The organism is Agrobacterium sp. SUL3 (assembly GCF_001263295.1).
Classification (GTDB): Bacteria; Pseudomonadota; Alphaproteobacteria; order Rhizobiales; family Rhizobiaceae; genus Agrobacterium; species Agrobacterium tomkonis.
Map to the genome: position 1 here is coordinate 1 of NZ_KQ414506.1, position 7,306 is coordinate 7,306.

The window sequence follows — 7,306 nt, forward strand, 5'->3', positions numbered from 1 at the left end:
GACCTCGGCTGTCTAAACCAGCCCGAAAAAACGGCCGCCTGCCTGCATCAGCCGGGCTTGCGCTGCCCGGCTGATGCTCCAAGTAAACCACAAATCGTCCACACAAGCCCGAGGATGACGCCGAGAGCGGAGAACGGACGACGTTGAAAGCGAAGCGCAATTGGCAGACAAATAAAAAAGGGCGCGGAACAAAATTCCGCGCCCTTTTATTTTTCTAACCGCCTTTACCGTGTAGGCTTGTTGTGCGCCTGAAACAGCATGCCCTTTTCGCCGATCAGCACGAAGATCAGACCGATGATGGAGACGACGAAGAAGCCGGCCACCATCGGCAGCGCCGTGCCGTCGAAAGCCTGGCCGATGCCAGCGCCGATCAGCGAACCGCCGACGGTTCCCATGAAACCGATGACGGAGGAGGCGGTGCCGGCGACATGGCCGAGCGGTTCCATGGCGAGCGAGTTGAAGTTCGAGCCGATCCAGCCGAACTGGAACATGGCAAGCGCAAAGAACACGATGAAGATGGCAAAGGGCATCGGCTCCGGTCCAAGCACCTGCACCACCAGCCAGATGAAGGTGATGGCGATGAAGCCGAGCAGCGATCCGTGCGACAGCTTGCGCATGCCGAACCTGCCGACCAGCCTTGCGTTGATGAAGGACGAGAAGGCCATGAACAGGGCAACGCCGGCAAAGGCCGCCGCAAACCATGCGCCGAGGCCATAAATGCCCTTATAGACCTGTTCAGCCGAGTTGATGAAGCCAAACAGCGCGCCGAAGATGAAGGTGCTCGAAAGCGTATAACAGAGCGCGATACGGTTGGTGAGCACGATCTTGAAGCCGCCAAGCACCGAGCGGGCGGTGAAAGGCCTGACATCATCCGGATGCAGGGTTTCCGGCAGGCGGAAATACATCCAGGCGGTTACAACCGCGGCAATTCCCGCCATAAAGGCGAAGATCAGGTGCCAGTTGCCGAAAAACAGCACGATCTGGCCGGTGCCGGGCGCGATGACCGGAACGACCATGAAGACCATCATGATCAGCGACATGACTTCCGCCATCTGACGGCCGCCATAGATGTCACGCACGATCGAGATGGTGATGACGCGTGTCGCCGCCGAACCGATGCCCTGAATGAAGCGCAGCAGCAAAAGGCCGGAGAATGACGGCACGAAGACCACGGCAAGGGCTGAAACGATGTAGATCGCCAGCCCGACCAGCATCGGCTTGCGGCGTCCGAAACGGTCCGAAATCGGCCCATATAGAAGCTGGGCGACACCGAAGCCGAGAAGATAGGTGGAAATCACATATTGGCGGTGGTTTTCATTAACGACGCCCAGCGATGCGCCGATTTCCTGAAGACCGGGCAGCATGATGTCGATGGCGAGCGCGTTCAGCGCCATCAGCATGGCGGCAAGCGCAATGAATTCCGTGCGCCCCATCGAGCCTGCGCGCGAAGCGGTGGATTGTGAAAGTTCTGTCACAGGATTGCCCCAAAAAGAACGGCAAAGGCGTTGCATGAAGCAACGCCTGGCATAAATTTCTGACAATCAGGGTGGGCCGGATGAACCGGCCGAAATCAGGCCGCGCCGCGGACGCTGATACCCTGTTCTTGGAAGTGGTTCTGCAGTTCGCCGGACTGGAACATCTCTCTTACGATGTCACAGCCGCCGACGAATTCGCCCTTGACGTAAAGCTGCGGGATGGTCGGCCAGTTGGAATAGTCCTTGATGCCCTGACGGATATCGGCATCGGCAAGCACGTTGATGCCCTTGTAGTCGACGCCGAGATAATCGAGGATCTGTACCACCTGGCCGGAAAAACCGCACTGCGGAAATTGCGGGGTGCCCTTCATGAAAAGAACGATGTCGTTGCTCTTCACTTCGCTGTCGATCATGTCGTTAATGCCGCTCATAGGCCTATTCCTTTCACATGCGGTTCAAGGCCGCTGCTTTCTGTTTGTTCCTAGATAACATGTCGCGGCGCGATTTCCACCCGGAAAGCGTAAAAAATGCGTCTGTGTTGCAATGCATGAGACGCCAAAAAAGTGGCTTGCGACGCCTCAGCGATATCGCTGTCTGCTGCGGGCGGCGGCGGTTCGTCTTTTGCTCACCTGCTTCTTGGCCGGCCTGGGTTTGACGGCGGCGTTGAGCGCTGCTTCCAGAACGGATCCGACAATGCCGCCGGCGAGTGAGCCGGTGCTTTTCGTCCGGCGCGTGCGCCGGGTTTTGCGGATACCGGTCTTGGTGAGGATTTCAGACAGCGCGCCCTTGACGACGCCGTTGAGCACTTGATCGACGATGCCAGACAAATTTCCCTCGCCAATAAATAAATCATATTTCCGTCGTGATTTTTACTATACGTGCATCGCCCACTGTATCAAGCGATCCTTTCGGGTGCCTCTAGCGCGGTTTTGCTTTTCTCAGAGACGCAGAAGCGCGCTATCTCTTTGTTTTTGCGCATTGTCCTGACGTAAAAGCGATTCCGCTTTTACTGGAAATGCTCCGGCCGAAGGTTCATGCATGCCAGCCGTCAAGTCACGACTTGTTCTTTATTTTCCCGGTTTCGATCCGCTCGATGCGGCGGCCCATCATCTGCGTTACCTGCGGGCGGCGGTGCTTGCCGGCAAGACCTGGGATGTCGATTATGCGGTGGGGCCGCTGGAGAATGCGCCGGGAGGCGAAACATTCACGGTCGAGGCCTCGGCGGGCGACTGGCGGACGCGTTCGGAGATTTTTGTCTACGATCATAATGGTGTCATCTCCGAGCTGCGGGATGAACCGGTCTGGCGGCAGATTTGGCTCGGATTCAAGGCCGGGGCGGGCATCGTCCGTGAAGGGGGCGCGGCGCGCTACTTTCGCCATGCCTGGCGTTTTGGCCTGTTCTTCATCTTTCCGTTCCTGCTGACGCTTGCTGGCGGTGCGCTTGCTGCCGCTATTGCCCTTTCGCCATGGCTTTTCGCTTTGCCGCTCTGGCTGTTCGCCATCAGCCTTCCCGCCGCCGCCCTGTTTTTCGTGAAGGCGTTCCTGCCGTTTGCCGAGCGGTTTCACACCCTGCATCTTTATGCGGACTGGCGGTTCGCGCTGGCGGTGGGCCGCGATGAGCCGATTGCGCGTGACTGGATCGAGGAGAGGGCGGCGCTTGTCCTGACGGCGCTGGAACAGCCTTCAGACGAGGTTCTGGTGGTTTCGCACAGCATGGGCGCCAGTCTCGCACTCGCCACTATCGGCCGGGTGCTGGAGCTGAAACCGGATGCGCTGGATGGCCGGACACTGTCTTTTGCGACCTTGGGCGGGGCGGCGCTGCAATGTGCGTTCCTGTCGAGTGCGGACAGGCTTCGCCAGAGCGTCGGAATAATCGCTCGTCACCAGAAGGTGACATGGTTTGATATCCAGTGTCTGACCGACCCTATCCATCTTTACCGGTGCAACACCGTGGCCCTGACCGGTCACGCGGATGCGCCGCAGCCGAAAATCGTGCCGATCCGTTTCAAGCACTCGCTTTCGCCGGAGCGCTACAAGAAGAACAAGCGCAACTTCCTGCGCATGCACCGGCAATATGTTCTGGGGCCTGACCGCAAGTCCGGTTACGATTTTACGCTGCTGACGGCGGGGCCTTTGCCGGCCGCCTCTTTTGCTGATCTGGATTCGCAGACGCCGGCTGCCTTGTAAGCGGCGACCACCCTTTGCCAGAATGAAAAAAAGGCCCGCGTGAGAGTATCATGCGGGCCTTTGATTTATTCCGAAGCTTTCACGCTATCCCGCAGATGGGACAGAGCCTGCCGCTTGCCGGAACCGTTTTCACGAGCGCTCTCACTCGGGAGCCGAGGTCTGCAGGGCAAGGGCATGCAGAACGCCGCCCATATTGCCCTTCAGCGCGTCATAGACCATCTGGTGCTGCTGCACGCGGGTCTTGCCCTTGAATGCTTCCGCAACGACTTCCGCCGCATAATGGTCGCCGTCACCGGCCAGATCGCGGATCGTGACCTTTGCCCCGGGAATTCCCGCCTTAATCATGTCTTCAATGTCGCCGGGTTTCATGGGCATGGTGTTTCTCCTTAATTCATTCTGCGGCGAGCAAAGTTTCGCCGTCCATGAATTGAGGGAACCACGATTCATAGGCCAAGTGCAATTCTTTAATCTCGACAGCGCGCGCCGTGCCCAGCTTTACGGTGGAGCCGCCGGTAACGCCGATGACCGGGCAGGAAACGCCTGCCGCCTTGGCAGCCGCCTGCACCTTGTCGAGATCGCTTTTCTTGACGGTGAGGACGTAACGGCCCTGATCTTCACCGTAGAAGGTGAGGACCGGATTGTGGCCTTCGACCGCATCGATCGTCGCGCCGATACCGGAGGAAATCGCCATTTCGCCGACCGCAAGAGCAAGGCCGCCCGAGGAGCAATCGTGAACGGCGGTGGCCAGACCATCGGTGATGATGCCGCGGACGAAATCGCCGTTTTTCTTCTCGGCAGCCAGATCGACATGCGGTGCCGGGCCATCGATACGGTTATGGATGTCGCGCATGTAAACCGACTGGGCGATATGCGTGCCGAGACCGGCAGGTGCGCCGACCAGAAGCACCACGTCGCCCTCGGCAGCGAAACGGATGCGCGCCATGCGGCCCCAGTCTTTCAGCAGGCCGACGCCGCCGATGGTGGGGGTGGGCAGGATCGCCTGGCCATTGGTCTCGTTATAAAGTGAGACGTTGCCCGAAACGATCGGGAATTCCAGCACGCGGCAGGCTTCGCCGATGCCCTTGATGGCATGGACCAGCTGGCTCATGATCTCGGGCTTTTCCGGATTGCCGAAATTGAGGTTGTCGGTGGCCGCCAGCGGCAGAGCGCCTGTGGCAGTGATGTTGCGCCAGCATTCGGCAACCGCCTGCTTGCCGCCTTCGAAGGGATCGGCCTCGACATAACGCGGAGTTACGTCGGAGGAGAAGGCGAGCGCCTTCTTGTCATGGCCTTCGACACGCACCACGCCGGCATCGCCGCCCGGAAGCTGCAGGGAATTGCCCTGGATCAACGTGTCATATTGCTCATAAACCCAGCGGCGCGAGGAGTTGTTGGCCGAACCGAGAAGAGACACAAGCGCGTCGGCAATATCCGCTGCCGGAATGTCGGTTTCCGAAAGTGCTGCCGGCACCTTGGCGGGTGTCCACGGGCGGTCATATTCGGGGGCTTCGTCGCCCAGTTCCTTGATTGGCAAGTTGGCGACTTCTTCGCCATTATGCAGCACGCGGAAGCGCAGGTCGTCCGTCGTCTTGCCGACGATGGCGAAATCCAGACCCCATTTGACGAAGATCGCCTTGGCGACTTCTTCCTTGGAGGGTTCGAGAACCATGAGCATGCGCTCCTGGCTTTCCGACAGCATCATTTCATAAGCCGTCATGCGCTCTTCGCGCACCGGCACGGCGTTCAAGTCGAGTTCGATGCCGAGATCGCCCTTGGCGCCCATTTCAACGGCGGAGCAGGTGAGGCCGGCCGCACCCATGTCCTGAATGGCGATGACCGCACCGGTCTTCATCAGCTCAAGGCAGGCTTCCAGCAGGCACTTTTCAGTGAAGGGGTCACCGACCTGAACGGTCGGGCGCTTTTCTTCGATGGATTCGTCGAATTCCGCGGACGCCATGGTCGCGCCGCCGACGCCGTCGCGGCCCGTTTTTGCGCCGAGATAAACGACCGGCAGGCCGACGCCCTTGGCTTCTGAAAGGAAGATCGCATTGGACTTGGCAAGGCCGGCTGCGAAGGCGTTGACGAGGATATTGCCGTTATAACGCGGGTCGAATTCCACTTCGCCGCCAACCGTCGGCACACCAAAGGAATTGCCGTAACCGCCGACACCGGCGACGACGCCGGCCACGAGGTGGCGGGTCTTCGGATGATCGGGCGCGCCGAAGCGGAGCGCATTCATGGCCGCGATCGGGCGCGCGCCCATGGTGAAGACGTCACGCAGGATGCCGCCGACGCCCGTTGCCGCACCCTGATAGGGTTCGATATAGGACGGGTGGTTGTGGCTCTCCATCTTGAAAACGACGCAGTCGCCATCGTCGATATCCACCACGCCAGCGTTTTCGCCGGGGCCTTGGATAACGCGCGGTCCTGTTGTCGGCAGGGTCTTCAGCCACTTCTTGGAGGACTTGTAGGAGCAGTGCTCGTTCCACATGGCCGAGAAGATGCCAAGCTCGGTAAAGCTCGGCTCCCGTCCGATCAGGTCGAGGATACGCTGATATTCGTCGGGCTTCAGCCCGTGGGATGCAACGAGTTCCGGGGTGATCTTGATGGAGTTTGGAATCGACATAGGTCTCACGCGGTTCGAGCCGAGGAAAGTTTCCGGTTCTTTAGCGCAAGAGGCTCAATGGTGCGACAGGAAAATGCGCCGCTTTGCCTGCTAATTGGCGGTTTGTGCCGATATTGGCGACCTGCGGACAGTACCCGCAGGGCCAGCGCAGGGATCAGGCCACGCTTTCATAGCCGGCTGAACCATTGTCGAGCAGGTGACGAAGAATGCTGAAGCCGTGTGTCAGTTCCTCACGGCTGGAAGGCCCGGAAAAGCTGATGCGGACACGGTGGAAGACCTTTTCCGCCCGCCCGGCCTTGAATTCGTCCTCGTCGTCGATCAGCACGCCTTCTTTCATCGCCGCATTGCGGAAGGTGCCGGAAAGCCAGGGTTCAGGCAGCCGCAGCCACATGAAGGCGATATCGGGCAGGGAATTGAAGTCCAGCCCGGCAAAGACGCGCCGGGCGATCGCTTCGCGCCCGTTCAATTCGGCAATGCAGTCTTTGCGGATATCGTGCGCGTCGCCGCTGTTGACGAGGCGGGCATTCAACTCTGCCAGCATGAAGGGCAGGCCACCCGTCATCATCGAATGGGAAATCCGGATACGCGAGGAATATTGCGCCGGGCAGGCCACCCAGCCGCCCCGGACACCGGCGGCGACGGATTTCGACAGGCCGCCGACCACGAAGGTGATGTCGGGTGCGAATTCGGCAATCAGCGGGATCGCCTCGCGGGTCATCGCCCCATAAAGATTGTCCTCGACGATCCATACGCCGTATCGGCGGGCAATATCGGCAATCGCGCGGCGGCGTTCTTCCGGCAGGGTGGCGCAGGTCGGGTTCTGGCCGGCGGACATCAGGAAGATCATTTTCGGGTGCTGCTGGGCGCAGACGCGCTCGAAATCGTCAGGGACAATTCCCTTTTCGTCCGCTTCCACCAGTGTCACCCGCCGTCCGGCAAGGGCGGCGCTGCGGCTGATATGGGAATAGGTCAGCGGTTCGAAGACGATGCGGTCGCCCGGCGCCGTCATTGCCGTGAT

At 59.9% G+C, this 7,306-nt stretch carries 7 protein-coding genes; 1 reads left to right on the forward strand and 6 read right to left on the reverse strand.

Features of this window, described 5'->3' with window-relative positions:
* Positions 1-224: 224 nt before the first annotated feature.
* The 3 genes from AKG12_RS16530 to AKG12_RS16540 form a co-directional block, all read right to left on the reverse strand.
* On the reverse strand, positions 225-1,433 hold the full coding sequence (locus tag AKG12_RS16530; RefSeq protein WP_052819702.1) for a multidrug effflux MFS transporter: 1,209 nt from the start codon (positions 1,431-1,433) through the stop codon (positions 225-227).
* Between the two features lie 137 nt (positions 1,434-1,570).
* Positions 1,571-1,906, reverse strand: a complete 336-nt coding sequence (gene grxD, locus AKG12_RS16535; RefSeq protein WP_046798227.1) for a Grx4 family monothiol glutaredoxin — start codon at positions 1,904-1,906, stop codon at positions 1,571-1,573.
* A gap of 147 nt (positions 1,907-2,053) precedes the next feature.
* Positions 2,054-2,302: a hypothetical protein gene (locus AKG12_RS16540; RefSeq protein WP_052819703.1), complete on the reverse strand. Its 249-nt coding sequence runs from the start codon at positions 2,300-2,302 to the stop codon at positions 2,054-2,056.
* A 211-nt stretch (positions 2,303-2,513) separates the two neighbouring features.
* On the opposite strand from AKG12_RS16540, the gene AKG12_RS16545 reads away from it, so the two are divergent.
* Positions 2,514-3,662: a hypothetical protein gene (locus AKG12_RS16545; RefSeq protein ID WP_052819704.1), complete on the forward strand. Its 1,149-nt coding sequence runs from the start codon at positions 2,514-2,516 to the stop codon at positions 3,660-3,662.
* A gap of 141 nt (positions 3,663-3,803) precedes the next feature.
* Here the strand turns inward: AKG12_RS16545 and AKG12_RS16550 are convergent, their stop codons facing one another.
* From AKG12_RS16550 to AKG12_RS31025, 3 genes are all read right to left on the reverse strand, one after another.
* Positions 3,804-4,037 (reverse strand): BolA/IbaG family iron-sulfur metabolism protein, encoded by a 234-nt coding sequence (locus AKG12_RS16550; protein WP_003507909.1) that lies wholly within the window; start codon positions 4,035-4,037, stop codon positions 3,804-3,806.
* Positions 4,038-4,053: 16 nt separating this feature from the next.
* Positions 4,054-6,288 carry a phosphoribosylformylglycinamidine synthase subunit PurL gene (purL, locus tag AKG12_RS16555; protein ID WP_052819705.1) on the reverse strand — a complete coding sequence of 745 codons (2,235 nt, stop codon included), beginning with the start codon at positions 6,286-6,288 and terminating at the stop codon, positions 4,054-4,056.
* A gap of 154 nt (positions 6,289-6,442) precedes the next feature.
* The coding region (locus AKG12_RS31025; RefSeq protein WP_285277753.1) for an aminotransferase class I/II-fold pyridoxal phosphate-dependent enzyme at positions 6,443-7,306 on the reverse strand (864 nt) is incomplete at its 5' end.